Annotated in this window: 24 protein-coding genes and 1 tRNA gene; 9 read left to right on the forward strand and 16 right to left on the reverse strand. The window is 63.8% G+C overall.

Annotated elements, in window-relative coordinates:
- Positions 1–2: 2 nt before the first annotated feature.
- From SHEL_RS14495 to SHEL_RS10050, 7 genes are all read left to right on the forward strand, one after another.
- Positions 3–422, forward strand: coding sequence for a DUF3846 domain-containing protein (locus SHEL_RS14495; RefSeq protein WP_012799160.1), 420 nt, complete (start codon positions 3–5; stop codon positions 420–422).
- Positions 423–427: 5 nt separating this feature from the next.
- A complete protein-coding gene (locus SHEL_RS10035) occupies positions 428–688 on the forward strand; it encodes a hypothetical protein (protein ID WP_012799161.1) in 261 nt (86 codons plus the stop codon).
- A 127-nt stretch (positions 689–815) separates the two neighbouring features.
- On the forward strand, positions 816–1,361 hold the full coding sequence (locus tag SHEL_RS10040) for a YraN family protein (RefSeq protein WP_012799162.1): 546 nt from the start codon (positions 816–818) through the stop codon (positions 1,359–1,361).
- Positions 1,362–1,583: 222 nt separating this feature from the next.
- Entirely contained in the window at positions 1,584–1,835 is a 252-nt protein-coding gene (locus tag SHEL_RS14500; protein WP_012799163.1) for a hypothetical protein, read from the forward strand.
- An 82-nt stretch (positions 1,836–1,917) separates the two neighbouring features.
- Positions 1,918–2,238, forward strand: coding sequence for a single-stranded DNA-binding protein (locus SHEL_RS14505; RefSeq protein WP_012799164.1), 321 nt, complete (start codon positions 1,918–1,920; stop codon positions 2,236–2,238).
- A gap of 60 nt (positions 2,239–2,298) precedes the next feature.
- Positions 2,299–2,475, forward strand: coding sequence for a hypothetical protein (locus SHEL_RS15310; protein WP_012799165.1), 177 nt, complete (start codon positions 2,299–2,301; stop codon positions 2,473–2,475).
- 16 nt (positions 2,476–2,491) lie between these two features.
- The gene (locus SHEL_RS10050; RefSeq protein ID WP_012799166.1) at positions 2,492–2,734 is read left to right on the forward strand and encodes a hypothetical protein; all 243 of its coding nucleotides are present in this window, start codon (positions 2,492–2,494) and stop codon (positions 2,732–2,734) included.
- An 85-nt stretch (positions 2,735–2,819) separates the two neighbouring features.
- Here the strand turns inward: SHEL_RS10050 and SHEL_RS10055 are convergent, their stop codons facing one another.
- The 11 genes from SHEL_RS10055 to cpaB form a co-directional block, all read right to left on the reverse strand.
- Entirely contained in the window at positions 2,820–3,644 is an 825-nt protein-coding gene (locus SHEL_RS10055) for a hypothetical protein (protein WP_012799167.1), read from the reverse strand.
- 29 nt (positions 3,645–3,673) lie between these two features.
- Complete coding sequence (locus SHEL_RS10060; protein ID WP_012799168.1) at positions 3,674–5,386, reverse strand: relaxase family protein; 1,713 nt, start codon at positions 5,384–5,386, stop codon at positions 3,674–3,676.
- Between the two features lies 1 nt (position 5,387).
- Complete coding sequence (locus SHEL_RS10065; RefSeq protein WP_012799169.1) at positions 5,388–6,338, reverse strand: MobC family plasmid mobilization relaxosome protein; 951 nt, start codon at positions 6,336–6,338, stop codon at positions 5,388–5,390.
- Positions 6,339–7,731: 1,393 nt separating this feature from the next.
- Positions 7,732–8,115 (reverse strand): hypothetical protein, encoded by a 384-nt coding sequence (locus tag SHEL_RS10070; RefSeq protein ID WP_012799170.1) that lies wholly within the window; start codon positions 8,113–8,115, stop codon positions 7,732–7,734.
- A gap of 5 nt (positions 8,116–8,120) precedes the next feature.
- Positions 8,121–8,768 (reverse strand): ParA family protein, encoded by a 648-nt coding sequence (locus SHEL_RS10075; RefSeq protein ID WP_012799171.1) that lies wholly within the window; start codon positions 8,766–8,768, stop codon positions 8,121–8,123.
- A gap of 4 nt (positions 8,769–8,772) precedes the next feature.
- A complete protein-coding gene (locus SHEL_RS10080; RefSeq protein WP_012799172.1) occupies positions 8,773–9,144 on the reverse strand; it encodes a hypothetical protein in 372 nt (123 codons plus the stop codon).
- A complete protein-coding gene (locus tag SHEL_RS14510) occupies positions 9,145–12,426 on the reverse strand; it encodes a hypothetical protein (RefSeq protein WP_169304473.1) in 3,282 nt (1,093 codons plus the stop codon).
- 409 nt (positions 12,427–12,835) lie between these two features.
- Positions 12,836–13,171 (reverse strand): helix-turn-helix domain-containing protein, encoded by a 336-nt coding sequence (locus SHEL_RS10095; RefSeq protein WP_012799174.1) that lies wholly within the window; start codon positions 13,169–13,171, stop codon positions 12,836–12,838.
- Positions 13,172–13,432: 261 nt separating this feature from the next.
- Positions 13,433–14,137: an ATPase, T2SS/T4P/T4SS family gene (locus SHEL_RS10100; RefSeq protein ID WP_012799175.1), complete on the reverse strand. Its 705-nt coding sequence runs from the start codon at positions 14,135–14,137 to the stop codon at positions 13,433–13,435.
- Complete coding sequence (locus SHEL_RS10105) at positions 14,124–15,500, reverse strand: CpaE/TadZ family protein (RefSeq protein WP_012799176.1); 1,377 nt, start codon at positions 15,498–15,500, stop codon at positions 14,124–14,126. Before SHEL_RS10105 ends, SHEL_RS10100 begins: the two co-directional genes overlap by 14 nt.
- Positions 15,501–15,556: 56 nt before the next feature.
- On the reverse strand, positions 15,557–16,378 hold the full coding sequence (gene cpaB, locus SHEL_RS10110) for a Flp pilus assembly protein CpaB (RefSeq protein WP_012799177.1): 822 nt from the start codon (positions 16,376–16,378) through the stop codon (positions 15,557–15,559).
- A 162-nt stretch (positions 16,379–16,540) separates the two neighbouring features.
- On the opposite strand from cpaB, the gene SHEL_RS10115 reads away from it, so the two are divergent.
- Positions 16,541–16,615, forward strand: a tRNA-Val gene (locus SHEL_RS10115).
- A gap of 227 nt (positions 16,616–16,842) precedes the next feature.
- On the opposite strand, the gene SHEL_RS10120 is transcribed toward SHEL_RS10115, so the two are convergent.
- The 3 genes from SHEL_RS10120 to hisS all read right to left on the reverse strand — a co-directional run bounded on the left by SHEL_RS10120 (position 16,843) and on the right by hisS (position 21,236).
- On the reverse strand, positions 16,843–17,877 hold the full coding sequence (locus tag SHEL_RS10120; RefSeq protein WP_012799178.1) for a DUF2256 domain-containing protein: 1,035 nt from the start codon (positions 17,875–17,877) through the stop codon (positions 16,843–16,845).
- Between the two features lie 179 nt (positions 17,878–18,056).
- A complete protein-coding gene (aspS, locus tag SHEL_RS10125) occupies positions 18,057–19,838 on the reverse strand; it encodes an aspartate--tRNA ligase (RefSeq protein ID WP_012799179.1) in 1,782 nt (593 codons plus the stop codon).
- Positions 19,839–19,841: 3 nt separating this feature from the next.
- The gene (hisS, locus tag SHEL_RS10130) at positions 19,842–21,236 is read right to left on the reverse strand and encodes a histidine--tRNA ligase (protein WP_012799180.1); all 1,395 of its coding nucleotides are present in this window, start codon (positions 21,234–21,236) and stop codon (positions 19,842–19,844) included.
- 226 nt (positions 21,237–21,462) lie between these two features.
- Between hisS and SHEL_RS14515 the strand changes: the two genes are divergently transcribed.
- Entirely contained in the window at positions 21,463–22,122 is a 660-nt protein-coding gene (locus SHEL_RS14515; RefSeq protein WP_012799181.1) for a hypothetical protein, read from the forward strand.
- Positions 22,123–22,201: 79 nt separating this feature from the next.
- Here SHEL_RS14515 and SHEL_RS10140 read toward each other — a convergent pair whose 3' ends face one another.
- Both SHEL_RS10140 and SHEL_RS10145 read right to left on the reverse strand, forming a co-directional pair.
- Entirely contained in the window at positions 22,202–25,120 is a 2,919-nt protein-coding gene (locus SHEL_RS10140) for an insulinase family protein (protein ID WP_012799182.1), read from the reverse strand.
- Positions 25,121–25,162: 42 nt separating this feature from the next.
- Positions 25,163–26,161, reverse strand: a complete 999-nt coding sequence (locus SHEL_RS10145) for an IS1595 family transposase (protein ID WP_012797493.1) — start codon at positions 26,159–26,161, stop codon at positions 25,163–25,165.
- Between the last annotated feature and the right edge of the window lie 158 nt (positions 26,162–26,319).

The following is a 26,319-nucleotide window of genomic DNA, read 5'->3' on the forward strand; positions in this document are numbered from 1 at the left end:
ACATGACACGCGCACTGCTCATTCCCGTAGACGACGCCCCGCGCCCCGTCGACGTCGACGGCCTTCGTGACCTGCAACGCCTCGTGGGAGGCGACATCGAAGCCGTCGGCTGGGTCTTCGACGACGCCCCGACCATCTACGTCAACGAATCCGGCAAATTCGATGGCCTGCCTCCGAACAGGGCGATCTTCGCCGAACACCCCGGCACGCGCTGGGACGGCAGCCCCATCCGCGTCGGCGACCTCCTCGACGTTCTCTACGGACCGATCGTGGCCGTGGGCTTCGACCCCGCCACGGGCGAGGACCGCGACATCAACGACGCCGAGGCTGCCCGCATCATGTCCCGCTTCGGCGAGAACAGCATCGGCAGCGGCCTCCTCGCCACACTCGGCGTCCGCCTCGTCGCCCGATACGCGGAGTAGCTGACATGCGTTCCAGCGTCTTCGCGGACGTCCGCGAGTGGGACGTCGTCGAGCAAAACGCGTCCGGGAAACCCGTCCACCTGCAACGCGAAATCAACGGCCTCCTCGTCTCGCTCGAGTACGACGACGTGCGTGGATCCTGGCGCTATTCCATCACGCGGCTGCAGCCGCACGACGCCATCGTCGTCGACCATGACGGCGGCGCCTTCCTGGCGGGCGCGATGCACGCCGCGTTCATGGCCATGCGCCTGCGGCGCATGGCCTGACGCCCCTGTCCGCCCACGGCGATCTCGCCACGGCCGGCACTACGTGCCGCCCGGACGGGCCGGGCGGGGCGGGGTTTCTCACGCAAGGCCGATAAACGGCCATCACACGTGAGAAAGGGAGTCACACATGGACGGAAACATCCACATCGCAACGCAAGCCGAGTTGCTCGAGCGAGGCATTAAAGCCACAGGCCGATACCTCGAACTCAACGGCGAGACCGTGCTCGACGCGGCTTACGAGACGCCCGCAGGGCGCATCGACCTCGTCACGCGCGACGCGAACGACGTCGTCCGCTTCGTCATGGTGCGCGTGCGCAGGAGCATGCTGCCCGACATGATGAAGATCGGCGACGAGGAGCGCGGCGTGCTCGAGATGCGCGCGTCGACTTGGCTCGAAGCGCATCGCGACGCAGTCGACTGCGCCATCTCGTTCGACATCGTCGACCTCGCCATCATCGGCAACGGCAACGATCGCGCGATCATGCGCGTCGCACGTGATGCGCTCGCCGGCTCGTGCCCGTATACGACGGGCAACGATCTCCTGGCCCGCGCCGAACTGCGCGCTGCTACCGTTCCCGACGGCGCTGTCGAGCTCGATATCGACGACGACGCCGAGGAGCCCGCGGAGCGGCCTGCCGAGGACATCGCCGCAGAAAGCGTCGACGAATCCTAACCCCCATGCCGTCCGGCGCTGCCAGACCGCCCGGTAGAGCGGGCATGGCGGCGCATGGCACCCAGGGTCCATCCCCGCATATATGGAGCATGAACGCTTTGCTCTGGGGATGGGCCCTCTTTTTTCTCGCGAGGACACCGAGGAGATAGGCACGGCACCGGGCCGTGCCACGGCTACTTATACGAGGAACCTCGACCGAGAACAGGGGAAAAGGAGACCACCATGCAGAAGACCAACGCCATCGACGCCATCCTCGGCCTCGTCGTCATCGCCGCCGTCATCGGCATCCTCGCAGGCTCCATCTGCATGTTCGCCGCGGGCATCCAGGAGTTCGGCGCCCTCGGGCTGTTCCTCGACCGCGGCATCTTCCGCCTGGGCATGCTCTGGGGCCAGCCTCTGTTCATGACGGGTTTCGTCATCGACGCCGTCTCGACGGTCGTGCTGTGCACCGCCGCCGCGCTGGCGAAGCGCTAAGGACACCGAGGAGATGGGGCACGGCATCTGCCGTGCCTCGGTTTCATAGACGGAATGGCATCCTCAAGAGAAGGGATTCCGCATGAACAAAACTTTCTTCTACGGAAACGTGGCCTCCGATCCCGAGCTGAAGGGCAGCTCTAAGAACGTGCTGACCTGGCGCACCGCCGTCAACAGCCGCGTATACAACGCCGACAAGGGCGAGTGGGTCGACGCCGCCGACTTCTTCGACTGCGTGCTCTACGGCAAGCGCGCCGAGGCCATCGGCAAGTTCCTGGCTCAAGGCATGCCCGTCACGCTCGAGTGCCACGCTAAACAAAACACGTGGCAGGACAAGGACGGCAACAACAGGAGCCGCGTCGAGTTCGTCGTCGACGACATCCAGGTCGGCCGCAAGGCGTAGCGGCGACCCTCCCGGCCCCGTCACGGGCCCCGAACGCGACAGGGCGCGTCCCCGCATGGGATGCGCCCTGTCTTTTTCCACAACCGTCCGACCGCACAGGAGGCCATCGCCATGTACGTCGTCCTCGGATTCGCCGCCCTCGTCGCCCTCGTCTCGGGTCTGTACCTGTCCGCGTACGGACGCCCTGCGGGCGCCGCGCTGCTCGCTGCCGCCACGCTCGTGCTTGCCATCCACTAGAGCAGAGGAGTCTCATATGTCTGACCCCATCCACGACATCGCCGTCGAAGTCGCCGCTCTCGAGGACTTCTACGACCACTTCGGTTTTGCAGATGCGCAGGCAGAGCCTGGCGGGCTCGCCGCAGAGATCGTGCACATGCTGCACGAAGCGCCGCAGGCCGTCATCAAGCGCATGTACGACTTGTTCGAGGACACCGGCGACTACAACGCCATCCACCTCGCTGCCATGGTCAGGAGGACGTGCGTCGAAGCCGCGTAGACCAGACCGCCACTATATCGCGATATAACGAGCCGCATCTCCCGTACTGGGGGATGCGGCTTATTTTTTTTCGCGCCAGAACCAACTACGACGGCTTGTTCTCGATGCTCTCCCTGCACTCTTGTGCCGTCGACAGGAACTCGCCTGCATCGTACTCGCCATCGATGAAACGGCGCAGCGCATCATGCAATGCGTCGATGTCCGCGCTGCCCGTCGGTGTCGGCATCTTTCCATGGAAACCGAGTTTCTCGACGAGCCTAACCGTCTTTTCCAGGAACTCGCCTGCACTGATCTCGTCGGCGAGATACTTCTCCCACACGTCGTCGAAACGCATCCACAGGATGTCGTCCGACAGCACGCTTTCCTCGTACACGAGCACCGCGCCATCGCCGTCCTGCACAACATGGGCCAAATGCACGAGGCCGTCTACCTCGTAGCCCGCAGGCGCCGCCACCTCGGTCACGGTCACCGTGCCCAGCGGGATGACGTTCGCGCCATCGCGCACGTACCGCCACGACGTCCCGTCGACCGGGCGCGCATCGACGAAGCGGACGACGCCGTCGGAATCGCCCGCGAACACAGCGCTCGCCTGGCTGTACCCATAGGGCAACGAACCGTCGTAGTAATCCACCCGAACCTTGAACCCGCCGAAGCCGGCGGCATCGCCCTGCAACCCGCGCCCCGTCTCCGCGTCCGCCTTGACCGCGATGACGTCGGGAACCGCAACCGGCCCGTCCACAGACACGGCCCGCGCCTGCAACGGCGCCTGCGGCGCCGTGTCGACGGGCTCCGGGGCCATCACGGCACCGTATGCCGCCGTCGCCGCCAGGGCGGCGGCCACCGTCGCGCCGACCGCGGCCATCGTGACGACAGCAGCGCGACGGCGCCCGATTCCAATACCATCATCCATGTCGACCAACCCCCTCGATATAGAAACGGTTACTCCATCTCACGTTCTTCGCGTTCGACACCGGCCTCGGGCCCATCGACCTCGTACGCCACAGCCTCGCCGGCCTGCCTCTGCTGTCCGAGCCCGCTCGCCCAAGATGCGACGCCGTTCGTCACGATGTCGCGCAGCTCGCCGAACATCGGCATGTCGCCAGTCGTACTGCCGACGACGCCCTCCTGCCCAAGCCGCTCCAACAGCTCCTCACGGGCCCGTGCAACTTGGAAAACACGCCACCCGTACACGGCCAACGCGACGCAACTGCGCACGAAGCCCCTCGCATTGTCCACTTTCGCGTCGGCCTCGGCGAGCTTGGCGGCACGGTCCGCCAGCCTCTCGAACGCGGCTTGCGACGCCGGCGCGTCGCGCAGCGCGTGCCTGTAACCCATGCCGCGCACTTCGTCCAGCTCGGATTTCGCCTCAGTGTCGTACTGCTGCGCCAAGTACTGCTCGACGTCGACGTGCGGGGCGTTGCGTTTCGCACGGGGCATCTCGCCATGGGCGACGTCGACGCACTCCTCATGCAAGCGCCACAGCAGGTCGGGGTCCGCTGCATCGGTCTTCGCCATGATCGCCAGCTCGTTGTCGACGGCGAGCACGGCGCGCTCGACGTCGCGGCGGGTGACGCGCGCGTACCGCCCGTCGTCCCACTCGCGCTCGAACGCCTCTGCAAGCGCGGGCACGACGTGACGCTCTTCCGCAGCCTGCATCTGACGCTCTACCTGCTCCTGTCTCCGTTCGAGTTCTTCGCGTCGACGGTCCTGCTCGGCGACGAGTGCCGCCGATGCCTGCTGCATCTGCTGCGCCTGCAGTTCGGCGATACGGGCCTCGATGCCGGCCTTCGTGAAATCGCAGGACAGATTACTCGCCTTGCGCGAACGCATCCTCGGCTTGCCGCCGCCGCGCTTCCTGTACGCATCGCCGTCGTCGGACACGTGCATCTTGTACGTCCAGCCCTCGGCGCCGTCGACCTCGGTGACCTCGACCTCGATGCCGTTATCCCGGCAGAGTTGGAGCCACTCGTCGGTCGTGCTGAAGCCACCTGCCTGGTACAACGCGTTCACGGCATCGCCGATGACCAGCGCGCGCTGCGCTTCGAGCATCGTCTTGCCGGGCTTGTCGATCTCGCCGGCGTCGAGTTTCGCACGCTGCTTGTCGTATGCGGATTGATGCTTCTCGCGTTCGTTTTCCCACGAAGGTCGCCGGTCGGTAACGACCTGCATGCCGCGCTCGCGGGCGAGGTTGTCACTTGCCGACCTGACCATGCTCCAACGGGTGGCCTGCTTCTTCGTCGTGAGCAACGTGTCGTCAAGCAGCGACCTGTTCGCCACGGCGGCATGGCCGTGGACGAGGCCGGACTCGCCGTCGTTGTGGATGGTGATGTCGAAGGGATGGCCAGGGCAGTTCTCCTCGATGAACGCCTCGATGAAAAATCCAGCCGCGTCGTACGAGCGCGGGTCTTCCGGCGGCAGCTCGTCGGCCGACCACGAGAAACGGTAGACTACGGCCTCGACGCCCTTGCGGTTTGCCTTCGAGAGCTCACAGTAGGTCACGAACGCCTCGCGGTCGCCGAACGTGTCGTACCACCACAATGCCCTGTCGGTGCCAGCGGCTTTATGCTTGCGCCTTTTCTCGCCGCGCCCGAGCTCGTAGTACCCGATGCTCGCGCCCGCGCTCTTCGTCGTCTGGGTCCATGTCGTCGGCATGCTACTCACCTCCCTTTCCCTTGGTGTACGATTGCGCCCAACGCTTCGTGCCGCTCTTCCCGAGAATCCTCATGGCATCGTCCATGCCCTTCCACTTCATGCCCGACACGGCACCCGTGTCTACATCCCGCTCGGGTTCGGGCTTCGGTTCAGGCTTCGGTTCGGACTTCGGTTCCGCAGCGGTTTCCGGCACGGGTTTCGCCGTCGGTTTCCGCTTCTTTTTTTGCTCGGTTTCCGGCTCCGTTTCCGCAGTCGTTTCAGGCTTCGTTTTCGCAACGGGTTTCGGTCGCTTCCCAGGCTTCGTTTCCGGCTTCGTTTCCGGGTGTTCCGCTACCGCCGGGGCGGCGTCCGCGGAAGCGTCGTGCTCCGCCGCGGACACGGCATTCGCCGTGTTGTCCCGCGCCGTCGTCCCCGACGCATCCGACCCGTTCGTGCTGTCCGTATCGAGAGGGGGTATAGGGCGCACGTCGTCGACGTGCCCGCGCTCGGCTATCGCTTCGAGCGCGACCCTGCACGCGACGAGCTCCGCGAGCCACGCGTCCGCGTTGCCCGGGTCCACGTTGCCGCTGTTAACCTGTTTCGCAATCTGGTTGATATTGACGCCGACGCGGTCGATGGCGACGCGGACGACATGCGCAGCGCGGGCGTACTCCTCGTACGCCTCGCGCGCCGCGCGCCCGGACCCCAACTGCTCGACGCCCGTCTCGCGGAGCCCGTAGTAGAACTTCCTCAGATGCTCCACGACGCGCTCGTCGTCGCCGGCGTTGCGGAACATCTTCATGCGCATTGCGTCCGAGAACGTCACGTCGCGCATGTTCGCGTACGACTCGAGCTCGATGATCTCCTCGGCGGTGAGCCGCACGCTCTTGACCGCGCTGTAACCCGCATCGAGCGTCTCCTGATTCGTCCTGCGGCCGTACTTGTCGCGCTCGATCGTCTTCTTCTTCTTCATCTACATCACCGTTCCCTTCATAAGGACACGTGGCGCCAAGGTGGACGCCGAGGAGGTGCCTACGGCACTACGCGCACCCTTCCCCGGGGTGCGCGGGACGCCGCCGTCGCGCCCATGCGCGAGCCGTAAACGACGTTTCCGGCCACCTTCGTCGGCGTAATACAAAATGCCTACGGCATCACCGCAGGTCAGGCACGGAAAACGAGTTTCCGCACCTCGGCGCCCTGCGTTGACGTGGGGTTTTGCTTCGCACCCCACGCATGCTCGGTACCGGATTGGTACCGAGTGAGGGCAAGCAGGGGTCGCGTAATACGCGCCCGCTTGCCGGGGCGATGCCGCCCCTGGGCCCCTGCCGCACCCCTCGCGGGGTGCAACGAACAGCCGATGTCTGTTCGTCAGACGGCACTCGGGGCAGGAGCCTCCGAGATGCCGGGACGTGCGCTTCACCGTTGGCACCGCCGGTGCCAAACGCTGGCGCACGATGGGCGGGACGGGCTGTCCCACGATGCATGCATGCGCATGCCCGTGGGGCCGTCCCGCGAGGCTGTCACACCACTCGTGGGAGTAGGTGACAGAAGGCGTCCCGAGCGAGTCGGGACGTCCGTCCGCGAGCGGACGGATGCTACGCGCACGGAGCGCGGCGAGGACGCCCGGCGTCCGCGACGGGTCGCGTCCGCGGGCACCTGCCGCGTGCGGCCGGGAGGACCCGACCGCGGTCTCCGTGCACGTGCACAGGGGAGCGGTCGCGGCGATGCCGCGAGCCGTCCCCGAGGACGCCTCCGGAGCGGTCCGATGGACCGTCGGGAAGGACGCCGCGTGGCCGATTCCTTTCATTTTTCCTTCATATATAGGGCCAAAATGGAACCCTAAATTGGTCAAAATGGAGCCACGAATTGGCCACGGGGAGGCCCCGGAACGGCCGTGATGCGGCCTCTCGGGAGCCTCCGGAGAACGGCGGCGGGGCGCCGTGAGGGCACGCTCCGAGAGGAGGTGCCCAAAGAAGCGGCAACCGCCGCACGAGGAGGGGTACTGGGTACCCCGCGAGCATGCGGGGGCATGCTCGTCGCCGACGATTTCCATCCATGCGGGCACCGTGGCGGACACATGGATGTCCGCGTGGATGGAAACAGTCGAGAAGCACGCCAGAACACGGTCCGCTATCCCCATTTCCATCCATGTGGGCACACGGGTAAACGCAGTGGCGAACACCCGAGTGCGCACCATGGTGGAGATGGGGGCGGACACCGATGCGGGCATCACGGTGGGCACCCATGCGCACACGCTGGTCGCCGCCGATGCGGGCGCATCGGCGAGCGCCGCGGCATCCGTGCATGCGCTCACCGGGGCAGCCGCCGTGACGGGCGCATGGACGGTATCGCTGTATGCCGGGATGCTACTCATAGAGTTTGCGTCCCTTCCGGCGCATGACGTCCTCGATCATGAAGCTGACGTTCGTGTCATGGCGCTCTGCCATCTCGACCCACTCCTGCCAGAGTCCGGCAGGCACGGTGATGGCATGCGTCTCGCGTGCGGGACCGCGCCTGCGGCCGCGCCTCGGCTTGGCCGTCTCCGCGGACGCTCCCTCGGTCGCCGTGCCGCCGTCGCCCTCCGCGGGACCGTCCGTGCCCGAAACAGGCGTGGAGGGGGGCTGTGCGGTGACGGAGTCTACAGTCGCGTCGGCCATTGCCTTCCTCACCGTCTCTTCGCGCGATGCCTGGAAGGCAGCGGCGCCCTCCTCGGCTTCGTCGAACATGTCGAACGCGTTTTCCCTACCCATGTCTCCTACCTCCCGGTGTTATCGGCGAGCACCTTCGCGGGCGCCTGCATCATGCTGTCCGCTTCGTCCCGCCTGCGCAGTTCCTTGACGGCCTCCGGGGCGAGCCCGACTCGCGCCCTGACAGCGTTGGCGAACGCGATCACGGCATCGGCGCACTTGCCCCCGCGCTGGTAGTCGACGACGGATTTCTTCGCGAGGTACGCCTGCGGGACGGCCTCGGCCTGGGGCACGGTGAGCACGCGGTCGGTGCCGACCTTGCGGCAGAGCCAGTCGATGAAGTCGTTCGCGACGTTGTAGCGGTTGCAACGGGTCACGACGACGACATAGGGCACGCCCGCCTCGTCCAGGACGCCGAAGGTCTTCTTCAGCGGGGACATGTCGCGACCCGACGCGTTGACGGCGACCACGGCGAGGTCGGCCTGCGGCAGCACCTTCAGCGTGCGGTCATCGAGGCCCGCCGGCGTGTCGACCACGGCGACGGCGGGGTCGGGGTCGCGGTGCCCGGAATGCAGGGAGCCGCCCTGCCCGTCGAGGTCGTAGAACGCGTACGCGGTTCCAGTCCTGTCGAGGCTAAACGCAAGTTCATCTGCGAGAGTCGACTTGCCCACGCCGCCTTTCTGGCTGATGACCATGATTGTCTTCGGTTTCTGCATGTCTCTACACCTTCCTCTCGATAACGCCGTCGGAATCAGCCTCGTCCAACCGGCGTCTGTACTCGTTGACCACGGCAATCTCGAACTCGCAGGCGGTTCTCGCGAACCCGACCGACCCGTAACGCTGGACCTCGCCGGTGCCGTCGAGGACGCGCAGCTCGCCGTCAGCGTTCACGGTGGCGACCGCCTTGCCGTCCGGGTCGCGGTACTCCGACCAGACGTAGAGCCTCGGCTCGTAGTCGTCGGCACCGCCGCACAACTCCCAGCGGTAGCCGTCGAGCAGGCCGCGTTCCCCGATGTAGTCGGAAACCGTGCCCGCCCGCCATCGGGCGACCATCTCGTCGGCGACGATCGTGTACAGGTCCTCCTCGGCCATCTAGTCCACCTCCTCGGCGTCGACGACGATGCAGCCTGCCTCCACGGCGCCCATGGCGTCGAGCAGGTCGGCGACATCGTCCCTCGGCAGCATCTGTGCCTGCCTGTTCTGCTTCCTCGCGTCTTTCCAGTTGGATGCCTTGAACGCCCGCTTCGACTGGTTGAAACCGTTTATCCACTGGCACTTCTCGTCGACCGTCTTCGAGGGGTCGTCGAGGTCTGGTATCGTCCAGAGACCGAGGCGATGGCCCATGACACAGGTCATGATGCGGCTCCACTCCCAGTCGGCGACCTGGCGGCGCACGCCGGCCTGCGCGCCATGGACCTTCGCGAAGAACGCGCGCCAGTCGGACTCCGTCCGCAGGCACTTCATCGTGCGGGCGCGGGCCCGGTAGAACTCGAACTCCTCGGGCGTGTCGAACGGGACGGTATCGACGTTGCAGACCTCGTACGACCTCCCGCCGATGAACGTGCGGCAGTACTCGACCTCGTCGGCGACCTCGGCGTACTCGTCGGGCGTGAGCGTGTCGAGGCTGTACGCGGCGGCGATCTCGTCCTCGGTGACGGCGATGTCGAAACGCTTGGTGACGAGGCTCGTCTCCACCGGCTTGCGCTTCATGTCGAAGTCCATGCGCAGATCGCGCCTGGCGTCCTCCTCGACGTAGAAGTCCTCGCGCAACTTCTTGTCGGCCAGTTTTCGGAACGTGACCCAGGCGCCGTGCGTGCAGGAGCACTTGCCCTCGTTGACGTCGGGGGAACGCGTCAGCCAGGCGTCCAGGCAGTAGAGGCGGTCGGCGAGCGACTCGGGCGTGTACGGGGAGATGTAACTGTTGTGGGCGCAGACGCCGGCGGCGTGCAGCACGGTGCCGTCCGATGCCTCGATCTTCGGATACGGGGCGATGTTGCCCCTGGTCGTGACGTTGTAGAACCACTCCTGGCGGTGCTTGGCCTCCCAGACGGTGCCATCGCCGACCAACCCGAAGCGCAGCGCCTCCAAGTAGGGGGCCAGCCCGAACAGGGACAGGTTGCGCACCATGGCAACGTCGGCGTCGGTGATGAAGCCGTCCGTCGTGAACGAATAGCACCGATGGCCGCCCATTTCCAACTCGTTCATGGCCGCCATCAGGATGCACCGGACGGCCGCCGTCGTCACGGTCGCGTGCGTCGGAGACGTGATGCACGACATCCCCAGGTCCTCCATCTCGCCGCTCATCGCGTTCCACGACGTCTTCTCGATGACGTTCTGCGCCGACTTGCCGTACACCGAGCAAATCATGGTCTTCTCGCCCTGCTCGAAGACCTTCAACTCGGGCTGCCCGTTCTCCATCGCGTACTTGAGGGTGGCGCGGTCCTCGACGAACTGCTGCCCGCCGCGGAACATCGAGTGCGTGGGGAACCCGCGGTCGTCCAAGCGGTACTTCCCGAGGTAGCCGTGCTCGATGTGGATGTAGGCACCCAACTTCAGCGCGAGCCAGATCTCGAACCCGGTGACGTACACGCCATCGCGGTCGCCGAGGGAGCGCGGGAAGACGATGCAGTCGCCGACGTGCATGGCTATGCAAGGATAGGGCACGTCGTCGGGAAAGCGGTAATCGTCGACGTAGGCGAACGCGGGGTCCCACGGCGTGCGGAAGTCCTGCAGCGTCGGCTCCTCCCGGACCCACTCGCGCACGATCGACTTCGGGTCTTCCCAGTCGATGTCGAACACGCCGGAGAACGCGGTCGGATAGGCGCTGCACGCGTCGACGTCCGTCGTCGGCTTGTCGATCAGGCCGATGGCGCTGCACCCGTTGGCACCGCCCTTGAACGCGTTGCGCGCGTACTCCTGCAGGATGCGGGCACGGTCGTTTACGGGCACGAGGCTCGACTTCGGGCCGAGGCGTCCCCTGGCACCGGGGGCCAGCCCCTTCTCGCGGACGAGCCCGCGCCATACCCGGTCGAACTCGGCGTTCGACGTGATGCCGAAGTAGCCCTTCATCGAGATCCTCATCGACTTCGCGGCGGCCGAGCTCATCGTGACGGGCATCGCGCGGTTCTCCACGTACATCGCCGAGGCGTACGCCAGCGTAGCGACGGCGTCCTGCGCGGCGTACTCGAAGAACGCCACGGGATCGCCCTTCAGGAAGGCGTCCATATGGTCCTTCGAGTAGCCCTGCGGCAGATGCACCTTGGGCACCCCGACCGCCTCGCCGAGGGCCTCCAACGACTTCAACTTCGCAGGGGCGTGCCCCATCGTGTCGCGTATTGTCACGTTGAGCGGGTAGAAACGCCACCACGAGGCCGCGAGGTGGGGGTTGGCGGTGTAGGGCTGCAGCGTCATGAGGCCGCCCTGGATGTTGGCGACGCGCAGCAACATGTCCTTCTCGTAGTCGTCGGCATCGTCGGTGTACGCGGTGAGATCGGCCTTGGCGGCATGGCAGACGACCGTGACGGGCACTGCCTGCCCCTTACGGTGGAACCCACCGAACTCGTTGCGGTAGCCTGCGAGCGTCACAGGCTCGCCTGTCTCGAGGTCAACCTTCAACTTGCATCGGGCGGGATGCGAGCCGCGCGCCTGCCGTTCTGCGGCTTTCTTGCCCATGCCTCCCCGGACCAACGAGTCGACGTACAGGTCGTACACCATTACGAGTTCCTCGTACTCGTCCTTGAAGGCAGGGTCGCCCACGACATCGAGGGCCTCGTCGAACGACTTGCACTTGACCCAGCCGGAGCACCTTCCCTTCTCGTCGGGATCGTATGCATCCCACCCGGCGCCGTGCAGGTCGTGGTCGGGCACTATCCAGACGCGGGACGCGGCGTACATGTACCCGTCCTCCGGGCACGTCGTGGCGCCGAGCGCCGACAACTGCCCAACGATGCCGAACCGCTCCATGATGTAGGCGATGGCGCGGTGGAACCCCAGCCGCTTGTCGGCAGACACCGCGTAGAACACCACCTCATGCCATATATCGGGGTTCGCGGGCTCGGCGAACGCGTACTGCCACGTCAGCATCAGCCGCTCGCGGCCCTTCGGCGTGATGTAGTGGAACTCGGTGTCGAGGGCGATGACGAACTCCGCGCGGGGCGAGCGGATCGCGCGGATCGTCGGCAACGTCGACAGGTCGAGCGGCAGCGACACCGCGGGCGGGGCCGGTGGCGCGTACACCCCGAGGGCCGTCGCCGGCGGGGCCGCGGACGCGGGCGCAGCGGGGGGCACGGCGGCGGGCGCGGGCAGCGCCGGCGGGGTGCTGGCGGCAGGCGGCGCGGGGGCCGCTGCCGTCGTCTGCGCGGGCTGTTGCGGCATGGGGGGCGAGACCGTGTGGGGGAGTCCCCTACACACTTTCGCCCCCGCGCCCTGACCTGGGCTACCATTGCAATTTGCCTTTAGCGCGGACGTCGCTGCTAAAGGTCCCGCGCCCGAATTCGCGCCCACCGCGCCCGCCGCGGGCAGCGCTTGGGAGGAGGTAACGGCGCCAGCCTGCGCCAATGCCGGCGCGCCCTGCGCAGCCGCGGCGCCGCCGCCCCGGAGCAACGGGCTCAGCGGGTTCGCGATCTGCCGGTGCAGCACGCCGAACTGCTTCCTGCCCTTCGTGTTCGTGAGCTCGTCCTCGTCCCAACCCGCCGCGACGAGCCGGTCGACGAGCGACCTGTCGTCTTCGAGGATGGTCGACGAGCCGGGCATCCATGCCCTGGTGGCCATGGCCGACCGCCGCCTACAGCAGCGTCGCGCGGATCGCCGCGCGCTGCTCGTCGGAGATCTCCGGAGCCAGTTCCGCGAGTTCGCGGGCGGCACGCTCGATGCGTGTGCGGATCGCCTCCTCGCGCGTCATCGCCCCGGTGCGCTCGCCGTACCCGTCGGGGCACGCGAGCGCCTCGAGGTCGGCGCGGCGCACGCGCCATTTCTGGCCGCCCATCTTGGTGGCGGGCAGCGTGCCGTCCTTGATGCGCGCCTTCAGCGTCTTCGGCTCGCCGTAGCCGAGTTCGGACGCCTCGCGCAGCGTCAGGTAGTCTTTAGTTGATCGGGGTTGGGTGGTCGCCTCTCTGGTCATGTCCGGTCCTCACGAGCCAGGCCCGGTACCATGTACCGCGCCTAACCTCGGGACCCGGAACGGCTCCTGTGCCTCGCCGGAGCGCTACCTGCCGACTACCACCGCCGTCTTGACTTCACCCGCTTATTAATCCGCCATCACGCGGATCGGGGGACGCTATTGCGACCACAGCAAATCCTAGACCTATCCATTATAGCATAATAGTCCTACCTGTCAAAACCTATACGGTGTTTCCGCCGTTCATTGACGGTACCATTTGACCTACTGTATAGTTTTACCGCTGCCCGTCCCACCGCAAACAGCGATGTTCTTGCGCGCATGGACGGCCCATTCGAACACCTTCGCTACAGAACAGTCGAAAGAGCCCTTGGCCATCATCTCTTCCAGCGACATAACATGGGCGGTGAATTTCCTGATGGTGATGGTGGGCCCATCCAACGCGATGGGCGGAATGACTATGTTGACACGATGACCGCTTGACAGACGGGCGTCCACCATCGGCGAGCTCTCGTCCACGCGTCTTCCCAGGGGTGCCAGAACGCGATCTATCAGCGCCCGGACCTGCTGCTCGCCCGCAAACGACACACCCGCTGGCAGCAAGCGGCCGTTCAATTCCACGAACACCGATCCGTACCCATTGACCATGACCTCAGTTACGCGGCCGTCGTCGATCAGCGGCTGCAACGGCCCCAATCCGAACACCGTGTCCAGAAGATCCTGCATGAGCGCCCTATTCGACTCGATTCCGCGATCGGACCATGCGGGCTGCGCGAAGATCTTCTTGCAGGCGTTGCGAATCTCACTTCTAGCCTGGCGAGGATTCTCCACCACCATACGGGCCAGCTTGTCGGACGGCAGATACACCGAGACATCTTTCTTCAAATCATCCAGGGCCCGACCGCCATCGGCTCGTCGGGCCTGCCCTCCTTCGCGCTCAGCCACCTGAACGCGCTCATACAGTCCCACTCGATTCCCTCCTTCCAAACCATTTCCTATGCTGACGCTTGCCAGCCTTGCCCTTCTCCTCGGCATGCCCGCCGAGCGCCGGCACCACGGCCGTGATGGCATCGTCTGCTGCCGAGCAGAGTGGGTTCTTGGAACGAGCAAGCTCATCGGCGTACCCCGAATCCAGCAACTCCTCAACCTCTCGGCCGCCGTCACCAACGGGCATTGCCTTGGCTCCGCGCAATGCGCAGGACACATCCACCGTGGATACCATGCCCGTGCGCGTATACCTTCCAATGAGGAACACGAACGAGCTGGTGGCAAGCCCCATGCGGGTGCACAGTTCCACCGCGCGCACGGTTGCCCGCAGCGATGACGTCCGCTGTCCCAGCATGAACAGCACCGCGTCGGAAGCCTCTATGATTTGAGGCTGGACGTCGTTCCAGAATGCTCCGGTATTGACGAGCACCACGTCGAACGTCTTCTGGAGCGTGCGGATGATAGGCACCAGCGCTGCGGCTGCCCATTCGGAATCTTCTACACGCTCAGGCGGCGCAATAACCACCGGACGGCCCGATCCCTTGTCGCTGGAAAGCGCAGAAACCGAATGCGGATGCAAGGCAGCCTCGTCCATGCCCAGAGGTTTCTTCGCCCCCAGGAGATAGGCCATGTCCCCAAACTGCAAATCGGCATCGACCACCGCCACGGACAGCCCGCGCCTGCAACACCGCAGGGCAAACACCGCCGCGAACGAGCTCTTCCCGCATCCCCCGCTTGCCGACACGACAGACACCACGGTTCCAGCTTCCACCCCGGCAGGAGGCGCTATCTGAGGCCACTTCACCGGAGGCATGAGACGCCCCGATGGCTGCGGCGCGACCTTGGCGGGAGGCCGCACGCTTGCCGTCCCGGTAACAAGGGGAACGCGGCTTTGACTTCCGGATGCGGATTTCGTTGCGGGCTGCGACACCTTGACCGCTGGCTCCGACGGCGGGGCCTGAACGACCCGCTGCTGTTTAGGCATCTGGGCAGACACGGATGGAATCACTGTCGTCTTGGCAGCCGGAGCCAGCAGCATCGCACGCTTCTTCACCGTGGCATAGGCCGTAGCAAACGCCCTCTCGTCGTACAACGTGTCGATTCCTGCGGCGCTTGCGCGGCTGGCCAGCGATCCGTTCTGCTCGAATGAGACCAGTCGGACCGAACGGGCGGGGTTGTCGCGCTTCAACGCAGCGGCCAGGTTGATCGGCGACATGTCGTCGCAGGAGACTACCCATGCCTCCGTCGCTTGAGGGTTTCGCCCGCACGTATCTCGACACTCCTGGGCAGTTGAAGCGCATGCAAGCCACGGCAGCGACAGGACGTTTTCGCCCTCCAGCCCCATAAGCGACGGCTCTTTCAAAGTCGGACCGTCCGCGCAAAGTATTACTTGGACAGGCATCAAAGCACCTCTTCTTCCTGGGATTTGGATTCCGTCGAAGGACCTTCATCAAAGGCCGTGTCAGCCGAAGCATCGGGTTCGCCTTCATCCGATTTAGCCTCGACCTCTGGCTCGGGTTCGGCTTCCTGGGGTCCGTCCGCCTCGCCTTTTTCGGATTCGGTTGCATACGAACCATCAGCCAACACGGAATCCGAAGGAAGGGAGAAATACAGGCTCGTCCTTTCGGCGGCAGAGATGAGCTCCTGTACCATTTCGGGCTCGACGGCAAGGGTTGCCCAGGAGATGGCCTCCGAACCGTCGGCCGAAGATGCGCTCGTGAACAAGACCAGCACGTCATGGGCAAGAAGGTCGGTCGTTGTTCCCGAAGAAACGTACACGTCAACCCTGCTGCCGGCCCTTATGGAGCCGCCCACCGTCGCGACATCTTCTGCGGGAACGCTGACGGCACACAATCCTTCGGGAACCGGCGTGCCGAGGGCCTCGTCATCGGCTACGAACCGCTGCGCAGAGATAACCTCGCCTTGCACGATGGGGCTGGTTGCAACACGGCTCTCCAGGCCGGCCAGATCGGAAACGGCATCGTGAGGAAGCAGCTCGACGAGCCACATCCTGTATTCCGCATTGGTCTCGTCGACCGTCTCTCCCGGTGCGATGTCGCGCGTTGCCACCCAAACTTCCGTCTGCTCGCCACCGTAGCGAGCCAAAGCCTCTGCGCGTTGGGCATCGGCATCAGCCTGAAGCTGTTGGGCGTACATCGCCACGCACAACGCGCAGGCGATGCCGCACAGGATGCCGAATACGACCGATTTCCGTCTCTGCATAGGTTCCTCCCGTCTCGTCGGATGCCCCGATGATGACAGTCGAACCTTGCCGATTTGTATGTAAACCTTGCATCGAAAGGTGGTCTCTTTTTGAACTCGACCTGAATCCAATCTGAGTCTCGACTTATTCTCCACGTTGTGTCAAAATACTTTTTCGCACGCGGGCGATTGGCGCAGCGGGAGCGCAGATGCTTTACACGCATAAGGTCGGGGGTTCAAATCCCTCATCGCCCACCAGAAACCATCCAGGCCGACGGAACAACCCCGTCGGCCTGGTTTTTTCTGCCATGCTTTGCGGTCCGGAATGGCCCATATCGGCCGAGTCGGACGCTATTCTAGGTTCGTTCATCTGGCAAAGATTTCGGAACAGCCGATCTGAAATCTAACAGAACTAACCTCTCACCCCTGCTCAAGCGCCTGTTCGCATATGCATCCGCATTGTTCTTGTCGGGTTGCGGACCCAATCATTGGCCTGATAAGCCGCTCCTGCTCTTCTTCGATCGACACCCGCTCCCGCAGACCCTCTGCCGCGCGGTTCCGTACACGAAGGGACGTCCGCACACCTCGCATATGCCCAGCGATCCCTTGCGGGGACGCGATGCGAGTCCACGCGCAACGGTAGTCCACAACGCGCCCGCAAGACAGTGGGGAACATGGCTCACGCCGATTGTTTCCCCTGCTGAAAGCACCTGTCGTTCAGAAAAGAGAAACGCCGAGAAAACGTAGCGGACGTATTGGGCAAGCACCATGGAGAAATGGATGCCGCCGGATTCCATTCCGTAAGATTCGTCAAGGCACCCCGACGCCAACGCGTCCTCCACCTGTTCGAAGGCGTATGCCTGCTCAGGCGCATGCGCGTGGTATGCGTCAAGCACCTCCGCATACAGCCGCCGAATGCCCCCTTCAGGCTGTTCGTCGTCCAGGTCCATAAGGGGAGATGTCGGATAACGCCCTTCGCCATAGGCCTCCCTTCCGTACAGGCGGGCCAGAAGATGCATGTGCGCCAGAAGGTCGCTTCGCAGCTTCAGCACGTCTGACAGGGAAATGCATTCCGCATCCGCTTCATTGGGACGAAAGGGCCGCCAAAGCCCCGATATCTCGAAAATGGGGCTTTGACCTTGCAAAACGTTTTCGCGGTCCCAGATTTGCAACGCCTGTCGGGCTTGGGTTCTATCGGACGCGCGGGTCGTCCTGCGACCGTCGGCATGCGCCCAATCTGCAGCGAGCGCCGACGCGTCCAACGTAGCGAACACTTCCCCGTCAAATGCTTCATACGGCGCAACCAAGCGAATATCCGGATAGGCCCATGCCAGCCGATGCAACGGCTCCAGCAGTTCCGTCGGGGTTCTGGCATTCACGAATCGGACCGCAACGTCCAGCAGGCCCGCTTCGTCCAAACCGCTGGAATCCCCCAGGACACCCCGTCTGGCCTCGGGCGATGCGCAGCCGATGAAGCCCTCTCCCCTATCGCTATAAAGCCAAAGGCACCTATCGCCCATCCGTTCTCCTTATGCATCGTTAATTCAAATTTAACGTTGCAATTCTACACTGTATAAAAATGAAGATGCGATTCGGAGCCTGGATTTTTTCCTGCAAAACGAATATTCGGACCCCGCATGCGCCATCGCACGAAAAAAGCCGCCCCGAAGGGCGGCTATCGACATGTAGGCTTGTATCGTTACATCAAACGCAAATTGACTTCCGTCAGCTGACGCTCGGTGACCTCGCTGGGGGCGTTGGTCATGGGGTCGGATGCCGACGTCGTCTTCGGGAATGCGATGACGTCGCGGATGGACTGCTTGCCAGCCAGCAGCATGACCAGACGGTCCAGGCCCAGGGCGATGCCGCCGTGGGGCGGAGCGCCCAGCTCGAGAGCGCGCAGCAGATGGCCGAACTTCTCGTCAATCTCCTCGTCGGTCAGGCCGCAACGGCGCAGCACGCGGCGCTGCAGGTCGGCGTTGTGCACGCGGATGGTGCCGCCGCCGGCCTCGAAGCCATCCATGACCAGGTCGTACGAATAGCTGCCGCAAGCCAGGGGATCGTCCTCGATAAGATGCTGCTGATCAGGCGGAACCATGGTAAAGGGATGGTGCTCGGCGCTGTACTTGCCCTCTTCGGGGTCGTATCCGAACATGGGGAAGTTCACCACCCAGAGCAGCGCATGGCCTTCGCGCGGAATATTCAGGGCATCCGCCATGTGCAAACGGATGGCGGACAGCACGGCATTGGCCACGGGCGCCTTGTCGGCTGCGAAGCACACCAGGTCGCCGGGCTCTGCGTCCACGGCCTCCTTGATGGCGGCGAAGGTCTCCTCGCCCAGGAACTTGATGAAGGAACCCTTCTCCTTGCCTTCGCTGGTGATGGCAAACCAGGCCATGCCCTTCGCGCCGTTGGGACGGGCCACGTTTGCTTCCAGCTTCTCGATCTCGCCACGGCTCCAATCGCCTGCGCCCTTGCAGTTAACGGCCTTGACCACGCCGCCGGATTCCACGGTCTTGGCGAACACGCCGAATCCGCAGTCGCGGACGATTTCGCTCAGGTTGACGAGTTTCATGTCAAAACGGATGTCGGGGCGGTCGCACCCGTAGTACTCCATGGCGTCGGCGTACTGCATGCGCTGCAGCGGGAACTCGTGCTCGACGTTGACGGCTTCGAGCACCTCCTGCATGACGCTTTCCATCATGTCCATGACGTCCTCGCCCTCGACGAAGGACATCTCGACGTCCACCTGGGTGAATTCGGGCTGGCGGTCAGCGCGCAGGTCCTCATCGCGGAAGCAGCGGGCGATTTGGTAATAGCGCTCGATGCCGCCGCACATGAGCATCTGTTTGAACTGCTGGGGGCTCTGCGGCAGAGCATAGAACTTGCCCGGGTTCGGACGGCTGGGCACGAGGAAGTCACGGGCGCCTTCGGGCGTGGAGTTGGCCAGGATGGGCGTCTCCACCTCGATGAACCCGCGCTTGTTCAGGGCGCCGCGCATGGCTTGCGCCACCGTATGGCGCAGCTTGATGGTCTGGAACATCTCGGGACGGCGCAGATCCATGTAGCGCCACTTCATGCGCATGATCTCGTCGGTTTCGCTACCGTCTTCGATATGGAACGGAGGGGTGACGGAGGTGTTCAGAATCTCGATGGCCGAGGCGAGCACCTCGATTTCACCGGTGGCCATGTCGTGGTTGAAGGCGGCCTCGCCGCGGGAGCGGACCTTGCCGACCACCTTGATCACGTATTCGCGACCCAGGCTCTCGGCCTTTTTGAAGTCCTCGGCGCTCACGCAGTCGGGGTCGACGATGACCTGGGTGTATCCCTCGCGGTCACGCAGGTCGATAAAGATGAGCGCTCCAAGGTCGCGGGTGCGCCACACCCAACCGGTCAGGACCACTTCGGTGTCGACGTCCTTAAGACGCAGCTCACCGCAGGTGTGGTCGTGCATGCAGTATTCGTTCAGATAATCCGTCATTGTTTAAAGCTCCTTATCGCCATCTGCAGCGGACGCCATTCCGCTGAGATTTGAAAACGTGTCGTCGTCGACCTCAAGCCCGTTGAACTGGAGGAGAATCTTCTTCACGGAGTCCAGGTCGACCAGGGATTCAGCATGCGTGCCCATGTCGCGAACACGGGCCTTGCCCTCGGCGAGCTCGTCTGGACCAAGGATGACCACCGTGCTGGCACCCAGACGGTCAGCAATCTTGAACTGGGCTTTCAAGCTCTTGCCCTGATGGTCCATGTCGACCGTGAGCCCTGCGTCGCGCGCGGCGCACAGAAGCTCGAAGGCGGCTCCGCGAACGCTGTCGTTCACGCAGGCGATGTAGCCGTCGATGCGCCTGCCCGTGTTCCCCAACGCTCCGGCGGCCTCCAGGGCCAGAACCATGCGTTCGAAGCCCAAGGCGAAGCCCAGGCCCGGCGTGGGGCGACCGCCCACGGTCTCGGCCAGCTTGTCATAACGCCCGCCGCCGCCGATGGCGCTCTGAGCTGCATCGATGGCAGTAGATTGAATTTCGAACACAGTTCGCGTGTAGTAATCCAAGCCGCGGACCAGCGTGGGGTCCTCGATGTATTCGATGCCCGCCGCATCCAGATGCTTCTTTACGGCCTCGTAATGGCTACGGCAATCGTCGCACAGGTGGTCGGTGATGATAGGCGCGCTTTCCATAACGTGCTTGCAGGCGTCCTTCTTGCAGTCGAACGCGCGCAGCGGGTTGGTTTCCGCGCGGCGCTGGCAGTCTTCGCACATCTCGTCGGCATGATCCAGGATGTGCCGGCGCACCATTTCGCGGTATGCCGGGCGGCATTCGTCGTCGCCCATGGAGTTGATGAGCAAACGCATATCGGAACGGGGCACGCCCATCTTCTCGTAGAAACGCATAAGCATGATGATCATCTCGGCGTCGGCCGACGGCTCGGTGGAACCCAGGCACTCGGCACCGATCTGGTGGAACTCGCGCAAACGGCCCTTCTGGGGACGCTCGGCGCGGAACATGGGGCCGTAGTAGAACAGCTTCGCCGGAGCGGAACCCTGTTCGACCAGGTTGTGCTGCACCACAGCACGCACCGTTCCTGCGGTGCCTTCGGGACGAAGGGCCAGGCGCTGCTTCGATTTGAGGCCGTCGTCGTTTCCGGCGGCCAAGGCGCGCTTGTAGTTTTCGCCGCTGCGGACGACGAACATCTCCTTGTTGACCACGTCAGTCGCCTCGCCGATGCCGCGAGTAAACACCTCGGTCAGCTCGAACAACGGCGTTTCAATGGGCTCGTACCCATAAGAGGAGAACAGTTTGGTAGCCGTGCTGACAGCACGCTGCCAAAGGCGTGCGGAGGCAGGCAGCAAATCGGCGGTACCTTCTGGACAGTTGTAAGGCATGCGAATCCTTCTTCATGTGGCTTTTTACGTAACGCTGTATTCTAGCACCTCGGCTCGTACAGGCGTCGCCGCACGTGAAAAGCATCAAAACATGACACTTGCGGGGGACTGCGGGGCACGCCGTCCGCATGCGGAAAACACGGGCGGCAAATCCGGCCCCGTGATGCGCATCCGGCCAAACAGGGATAGAATTGGTTCATGCACAGGCACGTGGAAGAGGTTCATCATGGCTGAAACAGACGTTCAAAGGCAACGGCGAAGCTCCAAATCCGTCGCGTGGAGCGTACGAATCATCGCGACCATCACGTTCTTCGTGATTTTGTATTTCGCCATCGTGTTCATTTCGGAGCCGGCGGGGCACCTCAAGATGTTCCAGTTGAGCGGAGTTCCAGGCCAGGCAGCGGTCCGCGCCCTGGGCGTAGCCATGGTCGTTTGGCTATGCACCTATCCTCTGGTCATCTTCAATCCACGGACCAACATAAAGATGTTCTTCATCGTCCTGCTCCAGCAGGTCGTAACGCTTGCCGGCGCCCTCATCATTCGTATGGGCATGCCCGCAGGCTACGCAACGCTGGCAGGCACACTCAACATATTCATCTTGGCGGATGCTATCTGCACCGCGCTTCTGCTTGTCACCTTCATCTGGATGATCGTCCTCATGATGCTGGAACGCCACGACGACAAGAAGCGTGCGAAGGCCGAGGCCAGGGCGGCCGAAGCGGCCGAACGCAACGCGGAGGAAGCCGCAGATGCCGAACCGCTTGAAGGCGAATACGAGACGGCTCCCGTCGGCGAGCTGCCCGCAGGCGACGATTCGGCGTCAGCTCCGCCCGAAACCAAACGGAAGCCCGAGACAGATCCACTGGACCCCTTCCGCCTTCCATAAGATCCCGATTCCGAACCCCAAAGAAAAACGCCCGCCCGGGATTGCTCCCCCGCGGGCGTTTCCGTATGCAGCCTCGAACCTATTCGTTCAGCAGGTCAATCACATTCAACGGCGTGGTCGCCGAACGAATCATGTTTTCGTTTCCGAACACGCACCACGCACCCTCATCGGCGATCTTCCGCAGCACCGCCGAGCAGTCGCGAATGGACTGCGGCGTGGCAGAGAGCTCCTCTTCGCGGCGACGCTCGCGCAGGTCCATCGGGTCGTCCCTGAAATAGGCCGTATCCTGCCGGCGGGCGATATGCTTGGGCTTGACCGGCGAGTCATGGGTGGCCACGGTGCTCACGATGTAGCCCTCCATCTCGTCTTGCGTAGGCTCAAAGGCGGCCAGCCATGCGGCAGCCTCGTCGAAGCGGCGCAGGCTCTCGTCGATGTTCGGGTCCCTATAGGTGTGGAATCGTGCGAAACCGGCGGTCGTGCGGCGGAATCCGACACCGTAGGCGCCGCCCTTCACACGGACTTCGCTCCACAGGTAGTTGTAAGAAAGAGCAGCCGATGCCACCGGCCACAAGCCCGAATAGGAACCCACTGAAGATGCAATCGTTCCCTTGGATACATAGCACACGTCCGTCGGCACGATGAACGCCTCGTTTTTCACCACGGGCTCGGGGATGACCAGGCGCCGGACCTTCTCCTCCCCTTCAGGAAGATCCAGATCCCCTGCGGCCCGCCAGTACGCGTCAAGCTCCTCGCGCGAACCCACGAAGCTGGTGACCAGACCGTTCCTGGTGAAGATGCGGCTCTGCAGCTCGGTGAGCTTCGCTTTCAGGCCCTCGAAACGCTCGTCGAAATGGTCCAGCAGGTCTTTCAGGAACCTGTAGTAGTCCACACCGTTGCTCTGCTCGGCCAGAACGGCGGCCGGCATGAGATAGGACGCCACGCGCGACGATGCGCACATATGGCCGTTGTTGGCAAAGGCCTGCTCCAGTCCGACACGACGCTGGATAAGGATGTCCCGCATCCTTCCGGCATCGTCGAACTGCATGGACGTGCACACCTCCATGGGGATGGAAGCCAGGCTTTCGATTTCTTCGGCAACGGCCGATGCGGCCACCACCAGGCGATACGAGATTTTCGAAGGATCGTCTTCAGCAACCAGTGGCTCTGCGGCCACATGAAGGCTGCCCAGATGCTGGCGCGTCCATACGTCCACCTCAGCCGCCGAACGGGTTGCGGTGGCCAGCCTGCCCGTGAACACGGACAGCAACGTCAGGTACGGGACGTCCTCCCAATCCAGATCCATGATGTCGAAATAGTGGTACACGTAGTCGATGTGCCTCGTCGGCAGCTCATGGAACAGGCAGGTCAACGGCGTGTCCTCGAGGACTTCGAACGCTGGGTCGGGCTTGGCAGGTCCAATGTCGGACACGTGCAGCATGGGCAGCTTCGCCACGTCTTCCGGTGCGTCGGGCGTCTCCTGGTGCTTGCGCAGCAGCGCAACGTCGTCGCGGACGGCCTGCTTGTCGGCTTCGGTCATCGACGCGAGCTTCTCGGCCAGCTCTGCGGCTTCTTCACCTTCTCCTTCGGGCTCGGTGGGAAGGACCTCCACCAGCGCCTTATGGTTGCTCTTGACGATGAGCTCGTCCAGCAGGCGCTCGAAGTACCCGTTCTCGAGACCTTCGCGCATGTGGGCCAGCGGCTCCTCGTAGCGAAGGTACGTGGTGGGCATGTCCTCGTCGTACAGCCAGCCGGCCATGGCGTTCATCGCCAGCGGCACGCCGTCGGCAATGCCGCGGTCGCGCTCGCGCAGCATGAAGGCGATCTGCGAAAGCGACGCGTTCAGCACGTCGCGGGGGATGCCTTCCTGCACCAGCTTGGCGGCCTGCTCCTCAACCACTTCGCGCAGGCGGGTGCGGATGCCGGGCTTGGCGTTGCGGACGCCGATCATGGCCACAGGCTGCGCCTGGGAATCCATCAGGTACGAGAACACGTTGCCGCCCAGCTCCTCGTCAAGCAGTGCACGCTTGATGGGCGACTCGTTTCCGCCCAACAGCGCATCGAGCAGCACGTCGGTGGCCAGCACACGTTCGAAATCGCGTGCAGTGCCGACCACGTATCCCAAGGCCACGCAGGCGTTTTCGGGAGCCGTGCCCATGGGCACTACCACATCCATGTTGACCAGCGGCTCCTGGATGCCAATGGGATTGGGGCCTTCTTCCACACGCGGCTCGATGACCGACAGGTACTCTTCGTCCAGATGGCCCAGCATGCGGTCGGCGTCGATGTCGCCGTACAGGATGATGTAGGAGTTGTCCAGCCGGTAATGGCGCGCGTGGGTGTCCAGGTAATCCTCGTAGGTGAGCGTCGGAATCTTACGCGGATGCCCGCCCGACTCGAACGCATAGCAGGTGTTCGGGAACAGTGCTTTGTTGAGCTCGTAGTTGAGCACGTCCTCGGGGTCGGAAAGCGCGCCCTTCATCTCGTTGAACACCACACCGTTGTAGCGCAGGCGCTCGGGAGACCCGGCGCCCTCATCGGCCTCGTCCAGCTCGTAGTGCCAGCCTTCCTGCTCGAACAGCTGACGCTTCAGATAGATGTTAGGACGAAGCACGGCGTCCATGTAGACGTCCGTCAGGTTCATGAGGTCCTGCATGTTTGTGCTGGCCACGGGGTACATCGTCTTGTCCGGGAAGGTCATCGCGTTCAAAAACGTCTGCATGGACGTCTTGAGCAGATTGACGAACGGCTCCTTGACCGGGAACTTCTCGGACCCGCAGAGCACCGAATGCTCTAGGATGTGGAACACGCCCGTGCTGTCTTTCGGAGGCGTTTTGAACGAGATGGAAAACGCCTTGTTTTCATCCTCGTTCTTCAGGAACAGCAGACGCGCACCGCTGCGCTCGTGACGCATGACGATGGCTTCGCCGTCGATTTCGGAAAGAGGCTCGACCGAGCTGACGCGAAACCCGTGCAGGGTCTCGCCGATTTCAAATGCCATACAGTATCCCTTTCGTCGGTTGTTTTTGGGAATTCCCTACAGTCAACCAACGTAGGCGTGACCGCGCTTGCGCGAGCTGCGGAAAGTGGCGTCGGCCATGAACAAATGGCGGAGCACCCTTTCCACTTTGGGCCATTTCTCCTCGGCCCGCTTGACCCTGAACAGGTACGCGTACCAGTTCAGATATGACTGCAGGTTCTTGACGTCCATGCCGACGTAGCCGTGCAGGTAGCGCCTGATCCAGGAGCACAGGTTGTTCACCATCGCCATCTTCTCGAGGTACTCCGGGTCCTTCGTGTCGGCCTTGTAGGGCCGGTCGACGCCCTTCACGGCCTTCACCAGCGACTTGTGGGACTTCTCCATGTCGTGGAAGATCTCGGAGCCCTCGGCGATGCTGGCCTGCAGCGCGTCCTTGATGCGCCTGGCCGAGGGCTTGCCGTGGCCGCAGCGCACGGCGACCACGTTCTTGTGGACGTCGATCGCGACCGCTATGCAGACCTTGTCCTTGCTCAGGCCCCTCTTCGGCCTCCAGCCCGGGCCTCCCTTCAGGTCGGAGTCCGTGACGTACATCTCGTCTATCCAGACCTTGTCCCGCAGGACGATGCGGTCCTGGTAGCCGTCTATCGTGCTCATGACCCGGTGGCGCCACTCCCAGGCCGTCTGGTGCGACATCCCGCAGAGCTCCGCCGCAGCGTCGAGCTGCACGTTGTAGCACATGAGGCGGATGAAGAGGACCCATGCGGACAGGGGCTTCTTCGAGGATTCGAATATCGTGCCGGCCAACGACGTGTACTTGCGACCGCAGTCGCGGCATTCCCAGAACCTGCGGCCGGCACCCGTGCGGCCTCGGCCGACGGTCTCGCCGGAACCGCATCTCGGGCACGGGGGCCGGGGCCTCCACTCGTCGGCAGCCTCGTCGTAATCTCCGACGCCGACGGACTCGCGGCACCTTCTCGTCTCGACGGCCTCTTGCAAGAGCGCGAAATCGCCCTCATCGAGGGCGTTGACCCGCTTCGCGAACGGGTTCGTACGGGTGGACATGGCGGTATCCCATCCGCCCAGGCGCCCATCCGATCGGGATCGTCGCCAAACAATGGACCGGATGGGCACCTGGGCTGATCATTGTTTGGCTCCGCCATTATAGCCTTTTGCACAGCACGGCGGCCGACTGCTCGGGAGTGCCTAGCATGCCTACGTTG

It is taken from the genome of Slackia heliotrinireducens DSM 20476, from assembly GCF_000023885.1.
GTDB classification, from domain to species: Bacteria; Actinomycetota; Coriobacteriia; order Coriobacteriales; family Eggerthellaceae; genus Slackia; species Slackia heliotrinireducens.